The sequence below is a fragment of the Polaromonas sp. P4_F9 genome, from assembly GCF_056401235.1.
This window is the reverse complement of record NZ_JBFUJT010000008.1, coordinates 1-23705: the sequence shown is the minus strand read 5'-3', so window position 1 is coordinate 23705 and position 23705 is coordinate 1. Positions and strand designations below refer to the sequence as shown.

The following is a 23705-nucleotide window of genomic DNA, read 5'->3' as shown; positions in this document are numbered from 1 at the left end:
AGTCCCTTGTGCAGGGTTTGCGGCGCTTTTTTTGGCCAATAAATTGTCGAACTAGACATTCAGAAAGCGGGCACTGGCGAATGTCAGTAAACGCTCTGCATTGCAGGCGCTCAAGTAGGACTCATTGATCGGCTGGTTTGGGCCCGTTGCAGTCGGTCGGCCTCCAAGCGTCAGTGACCGGCTTGCAGCGAAAGCCAACTTCAACGACGCGCCCCGGACCGACAGCTTGCCGTCGGATGGCTGAGCGCAGCGCCACACGCAGAACGAGATGGCGCGGCCATTCCTGCTCCCTATGTTCTGCGAGCAGCGCCGGCTAGACCTATTGAGCAAGACCACTTTTCGCAAGCTCTCAACTAGCAAAAGGTTGCTCACCGAGCAAAATTGAAGCCTTCCATGTCGTGACATTCGGAGGGCCTATCCAGGTCCCAGGCCAACGTACCATCGGGGTGGCGAGGAAAATCGTCGTAAGACGAGTCGACAGGCTTCTGCCCTGGCGGATATACCCTGCTCGCGGTCACCCAACGATCTGCAAGCTTCACGACACGGAGTTGCTGCGACCATGAAGCGTTTCGAGCACTGAAGTGGATGTTATAGCTTCGCGGTGAGGAGTCGCCCAGTCGCAGATTTACCCACTGCATATGGTCCAGCCCGCCGACCACGGTGCCGAGATTAAATACCTGGCATGCAGAGGTCAGCCCAATCACCGCATCTTCCGCCACGAGCCTTTGGAGTTCGTCGAGGTCTACGAGCCTTACCTGGACGTCGTACAGCGGGTAGTGACCTCGATGCGCAAACGAGAGCAAGCCTTGAGGGCTGCCAACGCCCATGTTGTGTAGTTCAGCGATGCAGTAGCTCATACCGCCCGTCATCGCAGCCACTGTCTTATCGCTTGCGGATTCGATTCTTTCAAGCACATCGGTGAGTCTGGTGACTATTCCGGTTAGATGGCTTTCGACTTGAGACTGCTTTTTAACCCTGAAGTATTGGCCGGTTGCCCAGCTGACAAGGAAGAACGAGGCGGCAGCGTCCTTTACGGCTGCGACCATCGGTGAGCTTCCCGTCCAGACGAGGCCAACCGCGGCCCAAATAGCGGCGACGACCGCAGGAAACCAAAATTCTCGAATCAATTGACCTGCAAGCTTCATAGTGTTCCTTGACCGGTGAGCCCCCTCAGATAGTAAACGCCCAGAAGTGTGAGTTGCCCCGGTACATGAGGAGGCTCAACGCTCTAAGAGGATATAGCCGTACGCAAAGCGAACATGTTCTTACCCGAGGTGCGTGAGCGGACTCCAAGCGGTCGCCCACGAAAGTCGAGCAGCCGAGATCAGCTTGGAGCAGACCTAGCGAAGCTTCGTCCGCGACCCAATGTGAAGCAGTCCTTAGACTGGACAGATCGAAGGGCCGCAACCAATCTTGCGCTGACGTTCGCGGTCTCGGCGCGAGCGACCGCTCCTGGCCGACGGCAGTCGTCGGCTACGTTCATTTATTGGGGAACGCCCGAATCGATGCTGGATGGAGCGGTTTTGCGGTATAGGGGAATCTGCCAAGCAGCCTAAGGCTCACGAGGCGCAGGCTCAGGCTCAGGCTCAAGAATGCACCCAGTCTCATACTCCCACTCGCCGCCCTTGTGAAAACACCACTCCATACGCGCTATGTCATATACGGGACGCCCGTACCAAACTGCGGCAGCTGCAACCAGACAAAGGCCGCACAGGATTGACCATTTGCGAAATGGATTAGTCGTCGAAAGTTTAGCCATAGGCAAAGTCTAGCCCAGCGACTTGGCATTCAACATCGGCAATATTTACGGCGACAGTCGCCAAGTCCAACAAGTCAACGCTATGGGATTGGCGGTGGCGTGCACCCCACGCAGGGAAGCACGAGGGTCATATATCAATCAAGGTGCAGGGGTCAGTGGGATTCGGCGTGCTGGCGCTCCAGCTGCAACTCAAAATGCGCATCGCCTTCGCCAATGTTTTTCAGGCCGGCGCGCTGGGCGGTTTCGAAGGCTTTGGGCCATTTCGCTGCCAGCGACGAGGTTTCCGCGCTGAGCTCACTCGCCTCGCATTCGCTGGCTTCACTCCAGGCGCGGTAGACCGCTACAACGGCCTCGGCGCTGCCGAAAGTCCGCTCTAAGTCTTTGATGAATCGAACCTCGGCCGCGATCCGCTCGGCGGCCGGTAGCCCCTCCACACCTTGCAGAGAGACAGAGTAGGGTTTGTCCATGATGTGGCTCCAAGTCGATACTGTACAAATACACAGTATCGACCCAAACCACCCGGCGCGTCAACAAAATCCGTCCACGCCGGTCGACACAACATTGGCCGTTGGCTTTAGGGCTGGCGGCGCTGGGGGAAAGGACACACCTGCACAATGAAATGATGACGATACTGGTGGGCACAGCTTCCACACCGAAGAAGGCAAGTAACCTGTCTGCTCGTGTCACTGAAACGCAATTTGCGCACATAAGGCCATTTTGCTACGCCCTGCCGGCTTGCGCACCATGGATGCCGGCCATAGCACCATATAAAAATTTGGGCTGGCTCCCGTCAAACGCCATTAGCGATAGTCCGGCAATTCCAGTAATCAATCTGACTGCTGCTTACTCAGCTTTCCTCCTCAGACATGTCAACTCCGTCCACCCATAACGCGGTCGTCGGCTGCTCCCAACGAAAGGGTGTAGCCGCAACACTTATAGTCCAGCCATATGTTCAGCCGTCTTGCCCTACTGATAGCTCTTGCCCTGCCCATGGGCTGTGCGATGCAGCAGCCGGCAGTTGCGCCTCTGATCGAGGTAGCTTTTTCGCCGGAAGGCGGTTCTGAAGCGCTTGTGGTCAAAGTTATCGCCAGCGCCAAACAAAGCCTTCGCCTGGCTGGCTATTCGTTTACGTCCCCTGCGGTCGTTCGGAGCTTGATGGAGGCCAAGCGCCGAGGTGTTGATGTCAGGGTTCTCGTGGACGACAAGGGGAACCGTGGCCAAGCGAGTCTCGCCGCGATTAACTTGATCGCGGGCGCTGGCATTCCCATGCGGGTGATCTCAGCCTATGCGATCCATCACGACAAGTACATCGTCGTCGATGGTCGGCATACGGAGACAGGCTCTTTCAATTTCAGCCAGGCGGCCGCAAGATCAAATTCGGAGAATGTGCTGGTGGTTTGGAACAACGCAGAGGTGGCCAGCCGTTATCTGTCCCACTGGGAAAGTAGATGGAGACAGGGTGTTGAGGTCGAAAAGGCTTACTAGCCTGGCCATGCTACCGAATATGATGGAGACCAAAATCCGGAGGCTGTCAAATGAATAGTGCCGCTACAGATAGCGAGACGCGTGTAGCGGTTCTTGTGGACTGCGACAACGTAACTCCAGAAATTCTGGAATACGCCCTGCGCGTGGTCGCACAGTTTGGGCGTGTTGTGCTGCGTCGTGGCTATGGCAATCACAGCACCCTGGCCAACAAGTGGCAAGAGGCGCTAGTACGCCTGGCCTTCACCCCGTGTTTGCAATATCAATACGCATCCGGCAAGAACACTGCCGACATTGCTCTGGCCCTGGACGCGATGGAGGCTATGTTCGATGGCCGAGCCGATACCTTCTGTTTGGTCACCAGTGATTCCGACTTTGCTTATCTGTGCCGGAAACTACGCGAGCGCGGGGCAACGGTTTGCATCGTCGGTGAGGAAAAAACGCCTGACGCGCTTCGCAACGCCAGCGACCAGTTTTTCGAGTGGGTTCGACCAGAAGTGCAAGCAGAACCCACTGTCGACACCTTAGGAAAGACATCCACAAAGGGCGGAGCTACGAAGACAGAGCCGGCGAAACCGGAATTATCCAAGCCCGTGGCTAAGCGTCGCCCTCGATTCGTCATCGATGCCGTGACTTTGCTCGCCAGTGATACCTCCGAAGGCAAAGTCGGTCTTGGCCCTTTGGGACAGTACCTCAAACGCACCGATCCAGCCTTCTCTCCGAAATTCTATGGCCATTCAGGCTTGCTCGACATGGTTAAGACGTACGACTTGCTGATCTCGCAACAGGAAGTGGGTGGTCACTGGTCAGTGAGCCTGGCCCCGAAAACTGAACCTGTTGATGTGCACGCCAGCGACAGTGCTCAGGCGATTGCGGTGAGCACCAGCTGAGCGAGTATTTCAATGACCGTTTTCGGCCGAGAAGCGGACGTTGATTGTGTAAAAAGAATATTCCGAATGCTGATGACCTCCAAGATCCTTAGCGCAGTACTTTTGACTTTAGGCGCGTTGATCTGTATGGCGTTCCTTGGTTGGCAAGGCTTTTTTTCGGGCGCAGTTCTTCTTGCCTTGGCAGTCACCGCCTTTATCGAAAGCAATCGATGGCGAGCATGGGTGGTTCCGTCATGCTCGCTCGCATTTGCAGCATTAGGCGCATTTGCGGGGGTTAACTATCTGACGGGGAAGAGCGTTTACCTCGCTCGTCCATGCAACGGGACTAAAAAGGCCCTATGCGAGTTGACTAATACAGCGATGTTGGCGGGCGGTGGGGTGCTGAGCGGGCTAATGTGGCTGTGTACGGCTTGCATGCTAGTGGTAGCGGCATACTGTCTGCGTAGACACTACATCAAAGCAGATAGTCACTAAAAGCTAGGTTCTGTCGAACGTCCGCTTTGGGCCCGTTACCTTCAGTCACCGGAAAGAAGTGAATGACAAGTTCGCAGCGGTTTCGGCTGTTCGCGCCAGCACCCCGAACTCACGCTCTTGGCCACATTGCTGACGTTCATGGTCAGGCAGAAGCGTAGACTCAATGACGGGTTCCAAGGCACTGCTGACGTAGCCGATCGCAAGCGGTCTCGACGGCATCGCAGGCCCATTCAATGTCAGCCTCTCTCGACGTCCTAATCACGCACCCGACCCCCAGCTGTTAGTGGCCTCCGCGAATTGCTGGTGACGAAGCCGACATTGACGACCGCGTCTTTCCAGCTGTGAACGCCGTCCGTTGCTCCTGGAAGTCAAGACAAAATTTCGATAAATGGCTTTTTGGCGAGCACGGCTGCACGAGCCTTGGCACGCAGCATTTGGACCAAGTCGCGCTCGCTCATGAGCAGCATCACGAACTCTCTCAAGGATGACAACACCATCGTTTTGTTCGCCGAGTGCGTGATGCATTCGGCGATGGAAGTATCCGCGAAGTCGGAGCTCGAAATGAACAAACCTCGGACGTCGGGCCGGGCGAACAGGCGGACGAAGTGCGATGACAGCTCGTTCACCCCGACGGGATCCTTCAGCCACTTCATCTCAACCAAGTAGATGTGGCCCTCGAACTCGATGATGCCGTCGATCTGCTCGACGACCAACGTGCCGCCTGGATCGTGTCGCTTGAAATCCTCCTTGACGTGTATGCCGTAGGTTCGGAACAGGTCGTTCAAAACGCCTTCGAGTAGCTTGCCACGCTTCTGCGGCTCGGTGTCCATGCCGAACAGGGCGTTAAGCCGGTCGCGAACGTCTGCGATCTTGCGCTTCTGCTCCACCTTGGCGGCGTGAGCGGCTCGCGCCTCGGCCGCCTTCTCCGCTTGCAGCGAATCGTGCGCCTGCTGCATCTTGGTGAACGAGTCCTTCACATTGACCATCTTGCGGATGTCACCAACCTGCGCCTTCGCGCGATGGACATCGGTGTCCCAGCACATCGAAAAATCTTCGAACTGGGTAACGCGCTTGATGATCTCGCGGCGTACGGCGAGTGCCGCATCCCCGCGCGCGTTGACCTTTTTCAACACGTCGCGCACGATCTCGAACTTGTTCACCGAATGCCTGTCGGTGCGAACCTTCAAGGTCATGTCGGCGAGGTCGGATTTCGGCACCCCCGCTCCTTCGAGGAACAGCAGCACGTCCGGCTTGCTCTTACAGAGCAGGGGGATGGTGTCCACGAGGAGGTTGAAGAGGTCCGGCGGATATTGAAAGCGTTCGTCCATAGATCCTCCTCAGGCGATTGGCAGAAAGTGCCACACGATCGGCACGAGCAGGCCGCCCGCCGCCACGCAGACCCGCACACGAAACCAAAAGGCTCGAGCTTTCTCTGCAGTCTCCTGACGCATTGCGGCGCGCTCGTCGAGCCAATGCTGCGCGACGGGCTTCTGCCAATCGTGATAACCGTTCAGCGCCAGCTTCTTACGCACGTAGCGTTCTTCGGTGGCGTTGAGTTCTTCGATCAACTCGGTACTGTTACTCGGCAGCATTGGTCGTCCCCCCTTCCTCGTCATCCATTTCATGGCTCACGCCGATGCCCAGCGCACGTTCGGAAACGGCCCTGAAGGTCTGCCGGTCGAGGTGGCCGTCTTCGTGGAGCTTCTTGACCACCTGGTAAGGGTTGAATATCAAGATCCACTTCACCCGGCCGCGGCTCTCTTCCACGAAGTCGATGAAGCCCATCTCCTTCAACGTGCGCAGGTGGCGTCGGAAGGTGGTCACGCCACGCTCGCCGCCGTACCCCGACTCGAACGCTGCGTCTTCTTCGGATTCGATTCGCGCGACGCCGCTCGCCTGCGAGTGCAGCCAGACGGTCATGTAGGTCGTGCCAGCGGCGCTCGAAGACTTGAACATCTTCTTGTGCGCTTCCTTGATGACGACCTCGCAGATCATTCCCACGGGGCGGGGGACGCCCGCCCAGCCCCCGTCCTTGGAGGACCAGACTTGCTCGTCGGTGACCGTCGACCAGTGGAGCTTCCGAATGTCAGTTGCCCACTCAGTCAGCGTCTTGCGCTTGCGTACTCGGGTCTTGCGCGCGGGCGGGGTCACCGGAACAGCGGCAGCCGGTGCTGCTGGTGTCGCTGCTTCGGGCGGCGGAAGGGTAGAAGTGGTGCTCATGCGCCCATTGTAGGGAACCAACGGACGCGGAAAATGCCTTCTCAAATCTCAATTAGTCGATATCGTGATCTTCTTGAAATGTTAGTAAGACAAAAAAACTGGAATTCATAGACAAGACCTACGTGGTTTAAACTTAGTTTCTCAGTGATATCAATGACTTACGGATCTCCGCGATATCTCACGTATCCTTGCTTTCCGGGTGTCCTGGCTTTCCGGCGATCAGGGGGTGTTGCGAGAGGGGGATAAGAACAGACTAATATGCAACAAGATGTAATGCCTCGTGAAGGCGGCGTTCAGATCTTCTTGCTCCAGGCGATCTGCGCATCGGCCAACCGCTGCAGGCGGGGGCCGCAGATGCGGAGCGGGCCGGCGTTGCCTGCGAGCAGATCGTCCTTCTCGAAGCGGATCAGGTTGTCGTGGGCAGCCGCGAATGGACACCGCGTTTGCCTTCTGATCGCGCAGCTTGATGTGCCTGCTGACTGCAGCACCACGCCGTTGATGCTCTTGACCCGGCCATAGGGCAGCTCGAACTTGTCAGCCGACAGCGCCAGCGAAAACAGATTGTCGTGGCACTTCGGGATCGCCCGCGACTTCGTCATCAACTTCGGGACCGACATCGAGCGCGGCACGATGAAGGTTGGGTGGCCGGGTAGCCAACCCACGGTGAGTAGTGATCCCACGGGCCTTCGTCGGGGACGGTATGCGATCGACTCCCACACAGCTGCCGGCGAACGGCCGGTTCAGCATTACTGTGGTCTTCCAGTGCCGGAGATCGCGAACGACCGGTCTCGGATCGAGCCGACTCTCAGCGACCAAGCATGGCTGGCAGCAGCCAGTCTCAACCCGACTTCCGTTATGCAGCGTTGCTGCCGATCGTCGGTGTCGGCTTACCGGCAACCCAATTGATTTCCAGTCAACGGGTCGTTCATAACCGGCTCTTGACGACCCAATGCTGTCGGTTGCTCTTGCGAGAAGCGGACGCTCGGAGCAACGCCGCACGCCGCACGCCGCACGCCGGCCGATTCTCAAGTGCCTTGGAACGCTTCAAGGGGCGCAACTGTCCAACGTCGCTCTGCCTCGACAGATGGAATGAGCAGGGTTGGCCGGGCGACATGCTCAGGCTTAAGAACTCACGCCGCGGAACGTCACCGCAGGGCCCATGTAGTTGAAGCCGATGCCAAATTTCAGCGCATCGCCTTGCCGATAGGTCTGCCAAGTCTTGGGATCAGCCTGTGAGCAATGAAGGTAGATTGCGCGCTGCTGTCCATAGGGCGTCACCCAAGCGTAGTCACTTTCAAGGCTTGAGATGACTCCGTCGAATCTTTTGACCGCCCCGTTCTCACGAATCCGACCAGCGATTGCGACCTTTGTCTCGAATGGAACACGAGCGAGCTTGAGGCGGGCGAACTTCTCCGTTGCTTCGTCGACCTTTCCGTTCGCGTAGAGACGGCGTGCGAACCAGAACTGCGACGTGTAGTTGGTATCACCATCGGTGAACGAACGGCGCCAGCAAGCCTCAGCTTCGCTGCCTTCATCCGGAAAGTGACGCTCAATCAGCCGCGCAAGCGCCCCGTTTAACCATTTATCGCCGGGGAGCACGCGGAGGGCGTCATTCAAAGTCTTTCGCGCGCCTGCATAGTCACACTCCGATTCCTGCACTCTGCTTAGCGCTTTGGCGACGAACGTACTTGCGGGGTTTTTGGCAACGGCCCTGACTAGAGCCTTCTTTGCTCGCTCCTGGTCGTTCAGGAGGCGCGAGAAATCGGCCTCGGCAGCGAGTAGATACTCGTCATTTCGGAATTGCTGCAGACCATCGCCTAAAGCTTGTTCAACTTGCTTCGCCGCCGCCGCGACATCCTCCTCATCGACTGCGGGCTTCTCCAGAAGTTCGCGCAGGCGTCCCATTGCAAGCTTGACCAGCGTTACGTGCCCATGGCCACTGTCGGCGTTGGCGCCCGTCAGGCGCGAAGCATGTTGACGCGCTTGCTCAAGATGCACCTTCCGCTCCACGTCTGTCTTCGCGGCAGTTGCGCGAGCGATCTCCAGCTCAGACATCGTGTGCGTGATAGACCGGTCATACGGCAGCAACTTGCGCGCGTATGAGATCAGCTCGTTCGCCCGGCCTAAGTTACCGTTGAGACGGCGCATCTCATAGATGGCATGCTGTTGGAACAGGTAGCCGTCGTCGTGGCTGGCCTCGTCGGCGGCTCGAAATATTTCCTCGACCATCAGGGGATCGGAAAACAGCTCTTTAAGGTTCCTGGCACGGATCGATTCTCTAAATGCAGAGCGATCGGGCGTATAGCCCACGTCAATCTCCTTCAGGATCGACATGTAGAGATCGAAGCGGTCGTGCTCGTTTGGAAGCGCCCGCTCAAAGACTATCTGGGCTACCCACGGGTGCCTCGCCCGATAAGCCATGTCGAGCGCCGGCTTGTACTCCTCTGTCACAACAATTGAATCCAGCGGTGCAAAGAAGTCTCGCTTGAAGTCCTGGAAGGATACGCCCGTGAGGCGGTAGATTAAGCCGGCTCGGACCGGTACGTTCATGCGGTTGAGCGCGCAGACGAATAGGTAGATGCGGCGCGCTCGATCGTTAGCAATGTTTTTGTACTCATCAAACACGATGTCGGGGAACTCAGCACCGCTCGTGATCTCATACAGAGCAACCAGCAACTGGCGGTCGGCGTAGGACAGGAAAGCGTCGCGGCGCTCCTCCGTCGTTTTTGATGCTAGATCGCCCAAACACTTGAACTCATCCAACTTGCCGATGAGGGCGTCGATCTCTGGGAGGGAGAGCGACCGCAGTTGATGCGTTCCATCGAGAAGCAGCGACAACTCCTGCCCGTCTACGTTCCATTCATTGCTGCGCTCTGTAGCAATAACCGTAAGTGATAGCTTGTTGCTGCGCGCGGCATGAAGGAAGACCTCCAGTTCGGACGAGCGGCGCGCCACGCCATCCACAAAGATGAAAAGTCGCTCTCCCAACAGATTGCACAGTTCGGCGATCGGTGCGATGAGCAGGCGAGCATCAGAGCGAAGGTACAAGACGACCTTGTCAAAGGTGATCCCGGCATCGTATGCGATGCGCTTGAGAAGTACTGTCTTGCCCGACCCTGCGTATCCCTTGATGAGATAGAAGTCTGTGGGTCGCGGGCGGTTGGCCTCGTCAAGGAGAATGACCTCAGCCAGCACCGTGTCGGTCAATGTGCGCTTGGCATCATGAGAGGCGGCGATCGAGCCCCATCCGTAAGATGCCCCCTTGAAAAAGGCCTGCGCGTTAGGTGTTTCGGGTGGCATGCCGCCATAGACGTACATCGCGTCGTTCGTCAAGAACGTCAGTAGGTCGGCGGACGGAACCGCGTGCGTGGCGAACTTTTTGGCGATGGGATGGCTATGCGCCGTTGACTTGATGCCTCGCAGCCCCTTGGGGATCTTGGCCTCCAATTCAGCCATGAACTGGTCAAACGTGCCATCGATCGTCGTAATCTTCTTCCCCGCCCAAATACGTTGATCCCGTGGCGATGGGTTCGGCGTCACAACGTACTGCATTGGACGTGACATCTCTGGCTTGTCCAACTGCAGGAGGATGGCACGGATGTCGCTGTCCTCAATCTGATAGCCGACATAAACAACGCTGTATTCGCCCGCAAACTCAGTGAAGCGGTTGAAGAGCTTTTCGCGGCCCGCAGCATGGGTGACATACTGGTCGATGGTAAGAATGAGCGGGTAAGCAACCTCGTCAACCATTGAAACGCAGCCGTGCAACTTGAGAAGTGACACGGCATCGGGTGCACGAAGCTCATAGTCGACCCGATCGGAACTGCGAAGAATGGGCACCGGGGATTGAAGTCGATCTTTGTTCGCCGCGTATGCCTTCTCGACAATCTGGTCGTAGTTCGTGGTGACAAGCGCCGCCCAACGAAAGTCGGCGATGGCTTTCTGAGCAGCGCTGGGTGTGTAGCGATTGAAGATATCGGCGATGTAGTGCTGGACGGTCCGCAGGTCGGACTCGGCGATGCAATATTCACCGATGAGTGAAAGCGACTTGTCCACTAAATCTTCACCCAGGAACTTAACGGACAGCAATCGGCCCAGTTCCTTCCCAGACGGTGGGTCCTTGGGCGGCGTCGAAGCGGTGGCGCCTCTTGACGCGCCCGCCCCCAAGAACAGGATTGCCTTCCCGGCGCGAATTTGCTCGACAAGATGGTGAGGTATGTCCATAGAGGTGACGATGGGCTGCTGGTCCAAACAGCGCGATGGTACTCCACGAAAGCCAACGACACGTGAGCGACCGCTTGCCTCCAGCCACGCGAATGGCGGCTTGTGGCCGGGTGCGAGTGCAGCAATCATCGAAATCGGCGCTACATTGCCGACACCCAACCTGCCGATGTCAACGTCGGGTATGGAGCGAGCAGATCGGACAGTTGTATGACGGCAGTCAGTCTTCTGCAGTCATTCGGCGACTCACGCTTGACCGGCAGGTGTGACCGCAAGCTGTCACTTGCTGACGGCCGCTACCAGAGGGCTGAGTCGCGTACGCTTTCGATTTGCTCACGCTCTCGCCTGAGCCGGCGCCATCGCCGCAACTCCAAAAGCGCCAAGATCGCGGCAGTAACAACAAACCCTTCCCAGAGCCTGAAGGGGCGACCAATAACGACTGGTGCCGCTACCCAGAGTAAGGCTGCCAGCACGACTGCGACGACAAGCGTGCCGATGGGCGTGAAACGCATGGTTTGGATAGTCACAAGTCCATTTTCCACACAGGAGGCGTCAAATCGTTGGGGAAAACTCTGATCGTGGTCTGAACGCAACGTTAATGAGCTGCCCAGCGCAGTGGCGCACCCGGGCGAACAAAGCGAGGCGCGATAGCGTTTCCTTCACATGATCTCGCTTCCAATACGCAATCGCTCGATACACAGCCGTTCGATCTTGGGCCTTTTTACCTTCCCAGCCTGGTACAAGTCGTACTGCAGTTGCATGCCCGCCCACAGCTCAGGACTGGTCCCAAAGGCATCGCTCAAGCGATATGCCATGTCGGCGGAAACGCCTGCCGAACACGTCACCACCCGCGACAAGTTGACGCGATTTACGCCAAGCTTGACTGCGGCCTCAGTGACGGTGATCTTTCCCAAATACTCCCGAAGGACTTCGCCTGGGTGGGGCGGATTGTGCATACGAGTCATATCAAACCTCAGTGGTAATCTCGGTAGTCCACAAGCACAGCGTCATCACCCTCAAAGGTGAACACCATGCCTACCAGTGGGCTAAGAGTGGTCTGGGGTGCATTCTTCAATACGGAGGGCGTTTTTGAGCACAGTGGCAAGCGCCCACGTAATCAGTTGCTATCTGTACCCATCAACCCCTCCTGTCCAGATCGAAATATAGGACTCTTAGAACGCAATTAAACTCATGTTTGTGCCTATGCTTCTGCATCACGTCATGTTGACTTTAAGCCCTATACAGATCCGATGCCTCGACTCTTTATTGCTGCATGGCCCGACTCCGTAGTGTGCGCTCAGCTCGCTGAGTACTCGGCGAAGTGTGAATGGGCCAACCAAGCCAAGCCTGTTACAGCAACGGATTTTCACCTAACGCTGCGTTTTGTCGGCGAGGTGGATTTTCCCATGCTCAACACCATTCGGGAATCCCTGGCGCTGGACTTTGCACCAATCGACCTTGAGCTCGGACGCCCTCAGTTATGGGAGGAGGTTGCGGTTCTTCGTCCAATCTCGACATCTACGGAGTTGACTGCATTGCACGATTCAATTGAAGAGAAGTTGGGTTGCCTAGGGCTAACGGCAGACCGCCGCGGCTACCGCCCGCATGTGACACTTGCTCATCGAGCAAAACATTCGCGCCTGCCACAGTCCAACGTGATAGCCTGGCGCATCAATGCGTTTTGCCTCGTGGAGTCGATCTTTTCATCAGCTGGACGATATCGCATCCTGCATACCTATTTGGCGCACTAGGTGCATTTCGGACAAGACGGCCCTTCAAATCGGTCAGATTGCCGAGGAAAGAACACACGCCACTATGTTGCGCAACTTGTGTCGTGCCAGATTCTTCGGGCGTCTATTCGATGCCTTTAACCGCTTTCCATACCAGCCTCCCCGATTTGCTGGATCTATGTGGTTTAAAAGCTATTTTATTAATGTCTAAGGGCTCAAATTCATTGCGCGGTTTGCCTCCTGAAGCATCGGAGGCACTGGTTCAGCTCGGCCAAAGGTTACGAGCATACCGGCAGCAGCAGGAATGGACCATTCAAGAAATGGCTGAGCGCCTGTTTTGCTCGCCAACCACTTGCCGCGCCCTGGAGTCCGGCAAGCCCGGCACCAGCATGGGCGTGCTGGCGCATGCCTTGTGGCTGCTGGGCCACTTGGACTCCATCAACAACATAGCGGCCCTGTCGGCAGATTTCGCCGCGTCCCTTACTGCGGGCCGCAAGGTTCGCAAGCGTGCGTTGGCAAGCCGGCCAGGCGCCATCAGCGAAAGTGACCGTGATTTCTGAGCAGAGTTTTTATGTAGGACTGGCCTTTGACGTCGCTGAAAACGTCACGCCTGCCGGCGTGCTCAAACTGGCGCAGCGCGGCAACGTCGTTTCGGGCGAGTTTGCCTATGGCAGCCATTACCTGCGCCGTGCCGGTGTCGAGCCTCTCAACCCGATGCATCTGCCGTTGCAGGACGCGGTCTTCAGGTTGCCGGAGCGCCGGCTGCGTGACGGCGGTGCCATACCGCTGACGTTTCGCGATGCCTTGCCCGACAGCTGGGGCCGCAAGGTGCTGGAGGCCAAACATGGTCGCAACCCTTCTGATGTTGAAGCCCTGCTGCTGACCAACGCAGATCGCGTAGGCGCCATGGTGTTCAGCGCTTCGCTGCCCCTTCAGTCCGCGCAACCCGACGCCGAAATTTTCAAGCTCGACGAGCTTGCCAATGCTGCCCGCCAGCTTGAAATGGGGCTGGAGTCTGACGCAGGCCTACGGCCGTTGCTGCAAGGCGGAGTCCTGGGCGGGGCGCGGCCCAAAGCCACGTTTATCCATGAAAACAAGCGCCACATTGCCAAGTTCCCGGCACGAGGTGATGACCACGACGTGGCCGTGCTGGAAGCCACCACGCTCGGCTTGGCCATGGCATGCGGCATCACTGTGCCCGCGTTTTTCTTGCACAAGGTGCCCACCGGTCATGCGCTGGTGCTCCAGCGTTTTGACAGGGCGGGTGCCATTGACCAAGAAAAGCGACTTCACTACCTCTCAGCCTCGGCGCTGCTGAATGTGGCTTATGAAGACAACACGGGCGGCAGCTATGTCGGGCTGGCGCAGGTGCTGCGGCGCATCTCTGCCGAGCCCGAGGCCGACCTGCACGAGCTGTACCGCCGCATGGTGTTTAACCTCGTCGTTGGTAACAGCGACGATCACGTCAAAAATCATGGCGTGCTGCTGGTCGGCAAGGGCTATTACCGGCTGGCCCCGGCGTTTGACCTGGTGATGCAGCTAAACGGCAATATCGGCTACCAGCTGCTGGCCATCTTGCCGGGCAGGGCAGAGGCAAGCCTGGCATTGGCACGGCAGACCGCACCGCAATTTGGTTTGTCTGCCGCAAATGCAGAAGTCATCATCAGCCACATCAGCGAGACCGTGCAGGGCCACACGCACGGGACGCTGAAGGCGCATGGCGCTGATGCGGCGTTGATCAAAAGAGTCCGCGATTTTCTGGATCGGCAACGCGAGCGGATTACAGCGGACTGAGATAGCCTCTGATACCCGAAGAGGTCAATTTTGATCGGTTTTAGTCATTAAAAATGCCTGTAGCCGTAATGAATCCGGACTAATAAAGCTATTAAAAGCGTAACGCTAAGAAGCCCTTCCGGCCTGGCATTCTTGCAGCAGGTTGATGGCGGATTTGGTTTCCTGGGTCAGGCTGTCGAGTTGGGTTGTTTGGCGCTGAAGGTGCTTAACGATGGCTTGCTGTTCTTTAATGGCCGCCGGACTCCATCCACATCACACCGAAGAGTGTTTCGGTTATGGGTTGGCCTTCGTAAACTCTTCTTTGGCCACCTCGGCGGCATCCCGCGCGCCGTGCGTCGGCCAAAGCTCGTACCCCCAGTCAATCAGGTTATGTATGTCCCCATCGCCTCCTGAGAGAGAAAGGTACATCGTCGCGAATGCCTCCGCCCAGATGATTTCGGGCGTCTGGCCAGGATGGGTGTCGGTGCTGGATTCCATGCCTAAAGTATGACTGAAACCACTTCAGTGCGGATTCTGGGCGCGCTGACCACCCGCGCAGGAAACCGTTAACCATTTCAGGAAGTAACTCTGCTCTTGACCATGCTGCGGGAGACAGCTCAAGACTGGTTGCTGACGGATAGATATCAAAGCTGCCTGCTCCATACCTGACATTGACATCGGCAGCTTGACTGCCGGCAATGTGGCGGAGATTTCGAAGACTCCGCCACCCGCACACGACCCTGAGCGGGCATTCGCGCCCGCTGATTGAACACCCCAAAGCGGTCGATCGTTAGGTGAAAGTGCCAACGAAAACGAGGCAAGCTCCGCGTCCGTCGACGGACCTGTTGGGCAGGCAACCAACCTCTTAAAGGCTTTAATCGGCGACCAGCTGTTTGGTCGCTCATTGCGCAGGGGCCCTCTTCGAAGTCATTTCGACGCTTGCGGCTCCGGCGGGCTCGCCTCCCGGAGGACAAACTTCTCCATCGAGACGGTGTAACCGCCCGTCGCGGCATCGTGACGCACGCACGAGACCGTCGGATAGAAGCCACGCTGAGCCACCGCCCGCGGCGCCTTGATGGGCACGCAGGTGTTCGGCTTGCGGAGCAGATGCGTGCGCGTCACCATCTCCTCCCAGAAGATCACGTGACCGTCGAAGACACCGTAGATGAAGCTCCGAGTGAACGGCTGCTTGCTAAACTCGGGGCCGGTCAGGTCGATCAGGTGATTGCCCATCGCCGGGACCACCGCGTCGACGTCCTTGAAGTCAGGATGCATGTAGTTGGCCGGCACCGCCTTCTTGCCCATCTGGAACTGGTCGCAGCGCACGAACTCGGGCCCACACGGACCAGGCTCGATGGAAAAGATCTTCGCGATGGGCGCCATCTGGAAGTGCACGTCGAAGTGCGGGACGTCGTAGATGCCGGGCGGAATGTGGCCGGCCGGATTCCAGTTCAAGAGCACCCACTTGAACGGGAAGTCGGCGCGACGGACGACGGTGTCCGGCAGTGGGATCACGTGCTCGTAAGTGTGCTGGCACTTGGTCTCCGCGGAGAGCTTGCCTTCCTTGTCGCGATTGAAGCACCGATGGTTGTCGGAGCCGCTCGGAAGCCCTTCGAGCGCCGCCGCCGACCAGTGGACGCCGATGGCGGCGGGATTACCCTGGTCGTCGAACTCGGCGTAGCTCGAGACCGTGCCGTTGCCGAGCGGCAGCTGCCAGCCCTGTGTGCGTGCTGCCATCCGGGACGCGCAGCCGGAAAACACGAGCACAATAACCGCGAGGAAAGGAAGCATCCGAGACATCATGGCGTGGTCCTCCTGTCTTTCGTGTGGCGGGATTGCATCCTGGTCAATTCAGCCGGCCGGCTTACCATATGATGATGGCTCTCACGCCGTGCTCATAGTAGCGCCGCTCACTGGTCTGCGTCAACGTAAAAATGACCGGACCACCACCTCTTGCGGCGAAGCCGCCTCCTGCAGGTGTGGGTCCGTGTCGATTGACAAGTTGGAGCGCTCAGCCACGATAGACGATCGCATCTGTGAGCGCCTTTTCGACCGGCAAAATGTCGTCAGCCCTCACACTCACGAGAACCGGCGTTTCGCCGGAAGACGTCGTGAGAACGAGCTTGTACTGATACTTCGTTTCAATGTTCCATAGCGGACCTTCGGGAAGGTCGGCTTGTGGCCGCTTGCTGGCCGCCACGAACGACTCCTGACCGGCAATCAAAAAATCGCAGTGGAGCTTCCGTGAAGCGGCCGGTGAGCAATACCCGCTACCGTTTAGGTTTGTTCGATACCTGCCCGCGTGACACACTCGTGACGTGATGCCCGTGACTGGAGGGCAGGTGTCGAACAAACCTCGAGGGAGGAAACCGCGGCGAACGTGGCGGTGTCGGTTGACGCTATGGCGATTGCAGGCGTGCGGCGGCACGGTGATGGTGCGCTCGATTGGCGCGCAGGCTCTCGGCGACGAGGCGAATGAAGGCAATGGTGCGCCAGGTCGCCTTCGACAAGATCGTACTCAGGCACGGACGTAAGGGTGCAACGCGCCGAACGCGAGCTGACCGTGCCGACGCGTGAAACGTCGACGAACTTGAGATGCGCTGGCAGCGAGGAGCGTTCATGGCGTGGGTCGATGAGGTGGCGCGCGGATCGTCTCGCCGCGCGTGAAGGTCAGCACGATGGTCATCGCGTGGCCGCAGTGCGGGCAGACGAAGGTCGGTCGCGCTGTGTCCTGCGATTCGTCGCTGGGTTGCGGATCCTGTAGTGGCACTTGCAGTAATTGACGTGCGAGCGCCAGGCAGGCGGTTCGGTTGCAGTTGGCCAACAGCCCGTAATGGCGGATGCGGTGGAAGCCGCCGGGTAGCACGTGCAACAGAAAGCGGCGCATGAACTCGCCAGCATCAAGCGTCATGGCCTTGTAGCGGGTGCGACCCTTGGCGCGGTAGTCCTTCCATCGGAAGGTCACGCCGCGCTCATCAAGCGCGATGAGGCGGCTGTTGGAGATGGCCACACGGTGCGTGTAGCGCGACAGGTACGCCAGCACCGCCTCGGGTCCGGCGAACGGGCGCTTGGCGTAGACCACCCACTCGCATTGGCGCAGCGGTGCCAGCCAGCGGGCGAACGCCTCGGCGTCGGCCAGCGGCTCGTGCTCACCGAAGAATTGCAGCCGGGCATCGCGATGCGCCTGTTGCAGCGCTTCGAGGAAGCGCCGACGGAACAACCGGGACAGCACACGCACCGGCAGGAAGAACCCCCGCCGGCAGGCGATCCAGTGTTCGCCGTCGCTCGCCAGGCCGCCACCTGGGACGATGCCGTGCACGTGCGGGTGGTGCGTCAGCGCCGAACCCCAGGTGTGCAGCACCAGAGTTACGCCCAGGCGAGCGCCAAGGTGCTTCGGATCGCCGCCAATGGTCAAAAGGGTCTCTGCGGCGATGTCGAACAGCAAGCCGTAGACGACTGCCTTGTTGCAGTACGCGATGTCGGCGATAGGCGCCGGCAACGTGAAGACAACGTGGTAATACTCCACCGGCAGCAGATCGGCGGTGCGCGCTTGGAGCCAACGCTGGGCCGCGCTGGCCTGGCACTTCGGGCAGTGCCGGTTGCGGCAGGAGTTGTAGGCGATCTGGTCGGTGCCGCACCCGTCGCAGCGCAAGACATGCCCACCCAATGCCGCGCTGCGGCACTGCTCGATGGCCGACATGACCTTGAGCTGGGCCAGGCTCAGGTGGCCACGCTGAGCCTGACGCCAGGCGGGTCCATGGAGGCGGAAGATGTCGGCGACTTCCAGAGCTGCGTGGCCCACGACCGCAGGCTTACGACGACGGCAGCGTCTCCAGTGGGCTGATCACCGCGCGCAGCACCTCGGTGGCCATGTGGGTGTACAGCGCGGTGGTCTCCAGCCGCTTGTGGCCCAGCAGCACCTGGATCACCCGGATATCGACCTTCTGCTCCAGCAGGTGCGTTGCGAAGCTGTGGCGCAGCGTGTGCATTGATACGCGCTTGTCGATGTGGGCGGCGTCGGCGGCCAGGTGGATCGCGCGATTGAGTTGCCGGGTGGACATCGAGTCCATGGGGTTGAGCCCCGGAAACAGCCAGCCATTGGGCAGGATCTTTCCTTGCGCGTGGCCCACCCGCCACCATGCCCGCAGCCGCTCGAGCAGCACGGGCGAGAGCAAGGCATAGCGGTCCTTGCGACCCTTTCCTTGCTCCACGCGCAGCGTCATGCGCTCACTGTCGATATCGGTGACCTTCAGCGCGCAAACTTCGCTGGCACGCAGTCCGGCCCCATAGGCCACGGACAACGCCGCCTGGTACTTGGGGTTCGGTGCGGCGGCGATCAGACGAGCGACCTCGCCGCAGCTCAGCACCACCGGCAGCGGGCGCGGTTGGTGCACTGGCTGCACCTTGACCATCAGCTCGGCGTGGCCCAGCGTCACATCGAAGAAGAACTTCAGGCCACTGAGCGTGGAGTTGATGGTCGGCGGGGACGTGCCGGTGTCGACCATGTGCAGTTGGAAGGCCCGAAGGTCCTCGGCGGTGGCGGTGTCCGGCGATCGCTTGAGAAAGGCGGCGAGCCTGCGTACAGCGCGGATGTAGTGGATCTGTGTCTTGCCGTTGAACTTCCGCATGCGCATGTCGTCGATCATGCGTTGCCGCAACGGGGAGACGGAAGGCGTCAATGAGCTCATGGTTCAACTCCAGTCGAAGAGCGAGGCGGATTGCCTCACCCGTCAACTTGGCAGAACCAGCGGGGGAACGAATAACCACGATGTCGTCGAAGCGATTACCGCGCGAGCGGTTTAGTCCACCGCTGCGAAGTTGCCACTCGCGGGGACCGGGTCAATGTCGAATTTTGGTCCAAACTAGCCGGTCAACGTGTTCTGCTTGAGCGCCTGCAGTGTAGTGCAGCGAAGGGAGCCGGTCGGTTCGAGCGTGCCGTCTCGTCAAGACCTTGCGCCTGAGTAGAGCGCGGCCTTGATCAAAGCCCGACGCGGTCTTGCGGGCGCCCGGCCGCACGGAGGCCGGATGCCTGACACACGCGCGCCGCACGTTCGACGAGCTGGCCAAGGCCAACGCAAGCCCCGTGGCCACACTGGCCATCCAGCGCATTGCAGGGCTGTACCGGATCGAGCAGGAGGCGCGTGAGATGACGGCGTTGGAGCGGCTTGCGCTGAGGCGGTTGCACGCCCAGCCGCTGTGGGACGAGTTGCACGTATGGATGCGACTGCAGAGGTCCCGCGTGGCGGACGGCGGCGGCATCGCCGCAGCGCTCGACTACAGCCTCAAGCGCTGGGCGGCACGGGCCGTTTCCTGCACGACGGCAACGTCAGCATCGACAACAACCGCGTCGAGCGCCTGATGCGCCCTTGGGCGATGGGCAGAAATGCGTGGCTCTTCTGCGGCAGCGAACTGGCCGGCCAGCGCGCCGCTATGGTGATGAGTTTGGTGCAGTCCGCTAAGCTGGGTTGGCACGATTCGTGGGTCTACCTCAAGGACGTGCTGGAGCGATTGCTCGCGCATCCAAACAGCCTGATTGGCGAACTGCTGCCGCACCGCTGGGGCGCTGCCGGATGACTTCGTCAAGACGGTGTGGGGCTGGCCGTTTACCGCGCGACGGCGCGGCTCATCGTTGCCAACGCGGTGAGGCATTGACGAAGACCCACCTGCTGATCGATCGGCAGAACCGGAAGCGTACGCCTGAGCGCGTGGCTACATGGATGAGTGCCGATTGCGAGGCTGCTGTCAGGCCGAAGGACGCTTCTTACCGCCCGACCGCCGGACGCACCGCCGACACCGAGCCCACGCCCCGAATCGACCGGTTGAGCGCACGCACTACGTATTCCATGAACGGCGGTGTGAAGATCGTTCCGTGGTCGGGCAGGATCCGGGCGTCGACCTCGATGACCCGGGATACGCTGTCCGGGCACCGACCGGGCGCCGTGGCAACGCTGTCTAGCCGCATGCGGTACCAGGCGTCCTGTGTCCGCGGAAAGCCGCTGTCGGGCTGGCGGAACACCGTGACCGGGTTGTCCGCGTACAGCTCGTTGGATCCAGCCGGCACGCGTGCGAAGCCCCGCACGATCGTCTGCGCATCGGTGGGGCGCGGCGGTTTGCCTTGCAACACTTCCATGCGCAGCCGGTGCGTCACGAACTCACCGAAATTGGCCGCTGTGTAGACGTGTTCAGGGAATGGGGCGGCTTGCCGCGCCGTGGCGTCGAAGGTCATGGCCTGCCCGGCCGGGTACACCTGGCGCGTCACGTTGTCCGCTTCGGATGAAAAGCTCAGCAGCGGCATGCCGATCGGCTGGCACTGGCGCTCCTTCTCATAGATGCCGCGGTACAGCTCGGCCGAGAAAGCCGGGTTGACCAGCAGCACCAGGTCGGGCCTTGCGGTGCCAGCGACTGTGCCGACGGGTGGGGTCAGCCCGTCTCGCACCGCATGGAATACCGCGCGACCGCCCAAGCTGTGCCCGGTGACGATCAGGGCGCTGCGCCGGTCCGCGCGTTGGTCGGGTGCACCCTTGGCGACTCCCTGCGCCAGGCCCTCGATCACCTGGCGCAGCAGTGCGCCATCCGCACCCAGGCGATCAGCCGCCTGCAGCCGGTTCCAGAACGTCGTGCCGTTCGCGATCTCGTCGGGGTAGAGCTTGCCCGGCCAGCCGACGTACACGCCCAGCACCTTGCGGGCGGCTCGACCCGAGGCGCGTGCGGCCTGGCTCTCCATCGTTTCGATGGCGCTCATCAACTTGCCGTAGTCACACACATAGCTGTCGTCCGGTGCCGCCGAGTGCTGCCAGCCATGGACGAACACCGAGACGAGCACACCCGGGCCGGCCGTTGCCTCTTCCACGGCGCTGAACAAGGCCTGCAACTGCGCTGAGTTCAATGGCTTGCCGTCATCGTCGGCTTCGACGAAGTACATCGAGGCTGACGCAGCCGCGTTGCCCTGGACGCATTCGGTCGCTCCGAACACCGTGGAACCCGGTGCGCGCGGCGGTGGCGCGCGGCGCTCGATACGCTTGTCGTTGACCAGGACGACGCCGGCTTCATGGTCGAGATGCCAGCGAATCGTCAGCGGTGTCGGCGCGGCGGCCAGCGGTTTCAGTTTCTCGGGCAGCAGCGTCAGCACGCTGCCCTGCGCTCGAAACGCGAGTGTGAGTTCGGGCGAATGCTTGGCTGCGGGCGCGCCGGGCGTGCTGGCGAGCTGCACAGACACGCTGCCGTCGGGCAGACCGATGCGCAAGTCGTGCACGGTGTCCATGGCGGCCAGCCCGCGACGCACCCACCCCATGGCCGAGGTGTCATGCGCATCCCCCGATGCGGGCAGAGCCTGGCGTTGCGTGTAGGGAATCGCATAGCGCAGGCTCAGATCCACACGCCGTGCCGTGAACTGCTGTGCCACCGCAGGGCCCAGCGATTGGGGCAGCAACGCCGCGCAGCCGGCCACGGCGTCAGCGGCGACCTGGGCGGTGAGCTTCGCGACCAGCGCGTCGTCCCAGTCCAAGGTTACAGGGTCCAGGCCAGCCATGCAATCGCCGTAGCGCAGTTGGCCACCTGCGACGGCGACATGCACGCTTTGTCGGAACACGTCCACGCAGATCGCGCCGCTGGAGAACTGCTGGCCCAGCGTCACCGGCTCGAGCTGGAGGCGGGCACCGAAGCCTATCGTCCAATGTCCGTCACAGGCGCGGCGAACCAACGCCGTGTCGGCTTGCATGTGCAGCGGTTGGGCCAGGAGCGCCTTTGGCAGTTGGCCCGGGTTGCCCTGCACCTCGAATGCCATCGGCATCATCGCAGAGGTGCAAGCCAGTCCGTCCAGGGCACATAGGGCTTGGCGGACCTTGCTGTGATTCAAGAGCTGCAAGGCCGCCAGGACCAGCACGCAGATCGCCACCGAGGCGATGGCCAGAACCGCAGGAGAGCGCCAACCGCTGTGTGCTCGACCATTCATTGGATTGCTCCAGTTCTTCGCAACCGTCCCGAACTGCCCCGTATCGGCGCGTCAGCGCAGGCCACCGATCATGCAACACTCATCTATGCGGCACAAGTCCCGTATTTGCGTGACCGCCGCCGTCAAGACGGGTTCGCCGGACGCTTGCCGTTAAGGTGCCATGGCTAGTTGCTTGCCTAACAAACCCATTACGCCCCCATTTGCAGCCGGCCTACGGTCCGCAAGACGCGGCGTGTTCCTCCTGGAATGCGTTGAGCTGCGACAGGTCAGTCTTCAGCTCGCCCTCCAGCTCCTGTATATCCCCCCTGATCTCGGCGATTTGAGCCTTGTCCGGATTCGGTTGGCTTTCCAGTTTCTTGAGGCGTTCGCTCAGGTTCCGAACCCGGCCTTGCTTGGCCTTGATCTCTTGCTGAATATGCTTGATGGCTCTTGCCATCAAATCGCAGACAGTGCGCATAGGTTGAGTGGCCATGTGTAACGCTCCTTTCGGTGATGAGTGGGTGCAGTCGCCATGCATTTCTCAAGCGTGCGTTGCCTTGCGAAGTTTGGTGGACTCGACCTTTTGACGCGTGTCAGAACCCTTCGGTCGCATCTCCAGACGGTCGAGGCGCTTTCTGTCCTCCGCCAGGGCCCGCTCCAGTTCCTTGATCTTGCGCTTCAACTCCTCGCAGCATTTTGATTCCGGGCGCCGAATGGGCGTGGCCTTGATATGGCCAAACAGCTCCCAATCCCCTTCGCTGTCCCACCGCCGGCTGAAGGGGATGGCAACGCCGCCCGATTCTTCGAGCTGCTTGTGGGAAAACTTGAACAGCGCGCTTCCGACCTGGTCGTCCATGTTGCCGAAGGCCGCAATCCAGTCCAGGACCGACACGCCGTGCCCTATGGCGCTTTCCACGGCGTCGCCAATCTGACTGGTAAGGGCGGCAATATCCTCTTCGGTCGGCTCGGTCTTGCTGATGCTGAGCGTGCCCAGCACCTCCGCCAATTTGTCCCGCACCGTTCTGTCCAGCGCTTCGTGACCCAGCGCGATGGCGGAGTTGGAGGTGTTGTCTTCCTCCATCAGCACCACAATGCAACCTATCATGCCGCCCACTTCCGACAAGCCGAGAAACGGCGTTGTGAGCGGGATGGGCTTCATGATCGTCCGATACTCCCCGATGATGGCCGGCACGGCCACATCGTCGCCTTCGTCCACATCGTCCACA

23 protein-coding genes are annotated in these 23705 nt (G+C 59.8%); 7 read left to right on the top strand and 16 right to left on the bottom strand.

Annotated elements, in window-relative coordinates:
• Nucleotides 1-368: 368 nt before the first annotated feature.
• A complete protein-coding gene (locus AC1DUB_RS08910) occupies nt 369-1145 on the bottom strand; it encodes a hypothetical protein (RefSeq protein WP_477729258.1) in 777 nt (258 codons plus the stop codon).
• Between the two features lie 766 nt (nt 1146-1911).
• Nucleotides 1912-2226 carry a hypothetical protein gene (locus tag AC1DUB_RS08905; RefSeq protein ID WP_477729257.1) on the bottom strand — a complete coding sequence of 105 codons (315 nt, stop codon included), beginning with the start codon at nt 2224-2226 and terminating at the stop codon, nt 1912-1914.
• A gap of 523 nt (nt 2227-2749) precedes the next feature.
• On the opposite strand from AC1DUB_RS08905, the gene AC1DUB_RS08900 reads away from it, so the two are divergent.
• Entirely contained in the window at nt 2750-3244 is a 495-nt protein-coding gene (locus tag AC1DUB_RS08900) for a phospholipase D family nuclease (RefSeq protein WP_477729366.1), read from the top strand.
• A 50-nt stretch (nt 3245-3294) separates the two neighbouring features.
• On the top strand, nt 3295-4131 hold the full coding sequence (locus AC1DUB_RS08895; RefSeq protein ID WP_477729256.1) for an NYN domain-containing protein: 837 nt from the start codon (nt 3295-3297) through the stop codon (nt 4129-4131).
• Nucleotides 4132-4973: 842 nt separating this feature from the next.
• Here AC1DUB_RS08895 and AC1DUB_RS08890 read toward each other — a convergent pair.
• From AC1DUB_RS08890 to AC1DUB_RS08865, 6 genes are all read right to left on the bottom strand, one after another.
• Nucleotides 4974-5933 carry a restriction endonuclease gene (locus AC1DUB_RS08890; protein WP_477729255.1) on the bottom strand — a complete coding sequence of 320 codons (960 nt, stop codon included), beginning with the start codon at nt 5931-5933 and terminating at the stop codon, nt 4974-4976.
• Nucleotides 5934-5942: 9 nt separating this feature from the next.
• A complete protein-coding gene (locus AC1DUB_RS08885; RefSeq protein ID WP_477729254.1) occupies nt 5943-6197 on the bottom strand; it encodes a hypothetical protein in 255 nt (84 codons plus the stop codon).
• Entirely contained in the window at nt 6184-6825 is a 642-nt protein-coding gene (locus AC1DUB_RS08880; protein WP_477729253.1) for a hypothetical protein, read from the bottom strand. Before AC1DUB_RS08880 ends, AC1DUB_RS08885 begins: the two co-directional genes overlap by 14 nt.
• A gap of 293 nt (nt 6826-7118) precedes the next feature.
• On the bottom strand, nt 7119-7505 hold the full coding sequence (locus AC1DUB_RS08875; protein ID WP_477729252.1) for a hypothetical protein: 387 nt from the start codon (nt 7503-7505) through the stop codon (nt 7119-7121).
• A gap of 442 nt (nt 7506-7947) precedes the next feature.
• Nucleotides 7948-11076 carry an SIR2 family NAD-dependent protein deacylase gene (locus AC1DUB_RS08870; protein WP_477729251.1) on the bottom strand — a complete coding sequence of 1043 codons (3129 nt, stop codon included), beginning with the start codon at nt 11074-11076 and terminating at the stop codon, nt 7948-7950.
• A gap of 629 nt (nt 11077-11705) precedes the next feature.
• Nucleotides 11706-12011, bottom strand: coding sequence for a HigA family addiction module antitoxin (locus AC1DUB_RS08865; protein WP_477729250.1), 306 nt, complete (start codon nt 12009-12011; stop codon nt 11706-11708).
• 285 nt (nt 12012-12296) lie between these two features.
• On the opposite strand from AC1DUB_RS08865, the gene thpR reads away from it, so the two are divergent.
• From thpR to AC1DUB_RS08850, 3 genes are all read left to right on the top strand, one after another.
• Entirely contained in the window at nt 12297-12797 is a 501-nt protein-coding gene (gene thpR, locus AC1DUB_RS08860; RefSeq protein WP_477729249.1) for an RNA 2',3'-cyclic phosphodiesterase, read from the top strand.
• An 83-nt stretch (nt 12798-12880) separates the two neighbouring features.
• Complete coding sequence (locus AC1DUB_RS08855) at nt 12881-13336, top strand: helix-turn-helix domain-containing protein (protein ID WP_477729248.1); 456 nt, start codon at nt 12881-12883, stop codon at nt 13334-13336.
• Nucleotides 13320-14570, top strand: coding sequence for a type II toxin-antitoxin system HipA family toxin (locus tag AC1DUB_RS08850; RefSeq protein WP_477729247.1), 1251 nt, complete (start codon nt 13320-13322; stop codon nt 14568-14570). The genes AC1DUB_RS08855 and AC1DUB_RS08850 overlap by 17 nt, the downstream gene beginning before the upstream one ends.
• Nucleotides 14571-14843: 273 nt before the next feature.
• Here the strand turns inward: AC1DUB_RS08850 and AC1DUB_RS08845 are convergent, their stop codons facing one another.
• From AC1DUB_RS08845 to AC1DUB_RS08825, 5 genes are all read right to left on the bottom strand, one after another.
• Complete coding sequence (locus AC1DUB_RS08845; RefSeq protein ID WP_477729246.1) at nt 14844-15047, bottom strand: hypothetical protein; 204 nt, start codon at nt 15045-15047, stop codon at nt 14844-14846.
• 429 nt (nt 15048-15476) lie between these two features.
• Entirely contained in the window at nt 15477-16352 is an 876-nt protein-coding gene (locus tag AC1DUB_RS08840; protein WP_011483553.1) for a hypothetical protein, read from the bottom strand.
• A gap of 208 nt (nt 16353-16560) precedes the next feature.
• Nucleotides 16561-16749 carry a hypothetical protein gene (locus tag AC1DUB_RS08835; protein WP_477729245.1) on the bottom strand — a complete coding sequence of 63 codons (189 nt, stop codon included), beginning with the start codon at nt 16747-16749 and terminating at the stop codon, nt 16561-16563.
• A 417-nt stretch (nt 16750-17166) separates the two neighbouring features.
• On the bottom strand, nt 17167-18351 hold the full coding sequence (locus AC1DUB_RS08830) for an IS91 family transposase (RefSeq protein WP_477729244.1): 1185 nt from the start codon (nt 18349-18351) through the stop codon (nt 17167-17169).
• A 10-nt stretch (nt 18352-18361) separates the two neighbouring features.
• A complete protein-coding gene (locus tag AC1DUB_RS08825; RefSeq protein ID WP_477729243.1) occupies nt 18362-19237 on the bottom strand; it encodes a tyrosine-type recombinase/integrase in 876 nt (291 codons plus the stop codon).
• 308 nt (nt 19238-19545) lie between these two features.
• On the opposite strand from AC1DUB_RS08825, the gene AC1DUB_RS08820 reads away from it, so the two are divergent.
• Both AC1DUB_RS08820 and AC1DUB_RS08815 read left to right on the top strand, forming a co-directional pair.
• Nucleotides 19546-19908, top strand: a complete 363-nt coding sequence (locus AC1DUB_RS08820) for an IS66 family transposase (protein ID WP_477729242.1) — start codon at nt 19546-19548, stop codon at nt 19906-19908.
• Complete coding sequence (locus AC1DUB_RS08815) at nt 19839-20123, top strand: IS66 family transposase (protein ID WP_477729365.1); 285 nt, start codon at nt 19839-19841, stop codon at nt 20121-20123. Before AC1DUB_RS08820 ends, AC1DUB_RS08815 begins: the two co-directional genes overlap by 70 nt.
• 187 nt (nt 20124-20310) lie before the next feature.
• On the opposite strand, the gene AC1DUB_RS08810 is transcribed toward AC1DUB_RS08815, so the two are convergent.
• The 3 genes from AC1DUB_RS08810 to AC1DUB_RS08800 form a co-directional block, all read right to left on the bottom strand.
• Entirely contained in the window at nt 20311-22500 is a 2190-nt protein-coding gene (locus AC1DUB_RS08810; RefSeq protein WP_477729241.1) for a hypothetical protein, read from the bottom strand.
• A 211-nt stretch (nt 22501-22711) separates the two neighbouring features.
• Nucleotides 22712-22972 (bottom strand): hypothetical protein, encoded by a 261-nt coding sequence (locus tag AC1DUB_RS08805; RefSeq protein WP_477729240.1) that lies wholly within the window; start codon nt 22970-22972, stop codon nt 22712-22714.
• A 48-nt stretch (nt 22973-23020) separates the two neighbouring features.
• On the bottom strand, nt 23021-23705 hold a 685-nt coding region (locus AC1DUB_RS08800), incomplete at its 5' end, for a hypothetical protein (protein ID WP_477729239.1).